Source organism: Streptococcus sp. GMD6S, assembly GCF_000297015.1.
Window position 1 is genome coordinate 1 of record NZ_AJRH01000139.1, and the last position, 1,395, is coordinate 1,395.

General features: G+C 33.3%; 2 protein-coding genes. Both read right to left on the reverse strand.

The window, feature by feature from the left end; all coding sequences use genetic code 11:
* Nucleotides 1-46: 46 nt before the first annotated feature.
* Nucleotides 47-622: a hypothetical protein gene (locus GMD6S_RS09145; protein WP_000236455.1), complete on the reverse strand. Its 576-nt coding sequence runs from the start codon at nucleotides 620-622 to the stop codon at nucleotides 47-49.
* A 298-nt stretch (nucleotides 623-920) separates the two neighbouring features.
* Nucleotides 921-1,395: hypothetical protein (locus GMD6S_RS09150; protein WP_000619110.1), on the reverse strand; the 475-nt coding region annotated here is incomplete at its 5' end.

Below are 1,395 nucleotides of genomic sequence, written 5' to 3' on the forward strand. Positions count from 1 at the left end.
TAGAATAGAAACTTTTTTAGCATCTCAAATTATAAAATTAAAATAACTAAATTACTTCTGAACTGTATATGTTCTTTTGTACTTTAAGATACTCTTTTAGATTAATAATTTTGTCGTTATGATTAGTTTTTCTTTTAGTTTCATTATGATATACAAAGTTGTTTGCTTCAGCAAACTGCTCTGTATAAGTCTTAACCAATTCAAATAATTCATCAAGAGAGGTATCTAATTCTAATTTCTTTAGCAGAGATTCATTTTTATTTAAGAAATTTAAAAACTTATCAATATCTTTTTCAGTCAATTCTCCTTTTTGAGCGGTAATTAAATACTGAGTTAACCTCTTTATTAAAGATTTTGATACACTATTCATCTGCATACTGCGATAACTGTAATAACCAACTCCTCCCACAGCTAAAACTCCTGCACCTATTAGTCCAACTTTTATAGCCTTATTGCCGATTAATTTATTTGCAGTATCTTTAGAAAAATCTACAGCTTTGAGATGCTTAATAATCTGTCCCTTATTATTTCTGATAACAGAACCAAATTGTTTGTATATACCTGATACTAAGCCCCTTTGAATATCGTTGGGTATAACTAAATTAATACTATTAATAACCATAATAAAAACTCCCTTATATAAACTTCTCTTAAATTATACCATCAACAGTGACTATTTGACACTAAAATAATATTTTAATTTAGTAAATGTAAAATTACTTATATATTGTGTAACTAAGATAATAGACTTCGATAAAATGAAAATAAGTATTTATAGTTTCTGCTTCTGTTTTATTCTACCTGAACAACAATAATATACTCTATAATGTCTAACGGGTGGTTTATTTGTCTCGCACCTTACGGAGCGAGACGGACTAATAGTCACATAATAATAAGGAAAGCACTTCTGCTTTCCTTTTTTATTTACGTTTTTTCTTCGCTTTTTTCATTTTGTTGGCCATACGTTTCATAGACTGTTTCATGGCAAATTCACCGATTTTACCTTTGAGTCCGCCACCAAACATCTGGCTCATATCTGGCATGCCTGCTCCTCCGAGACCTGACATATCCGGCATTCCACCTTGTCCCATCATGCCTTCAAGGGCAGACATATCCATCCCTCCCATATTTGACATATTTTTTGGAAGGTTATTTGGATTGATTCCCATTTGCTTCATCATCTTGTTCATATCGCCAGACATGACACCTTGCATGAGCTGTTTGGCCTGGTTAAAGTCTTTGATAAATTTATTGACTTCAACAAAGGTATTTCCAGAACCTGCAGCGATACGACGGCGACGGCTTGGATTTAACAAATCGGGATTTTCACGCTCCTCAGGTGTCATGGAAGATACAATGGCACGTTTGCGCGCAATCTGACGCTCGTCCACCTTC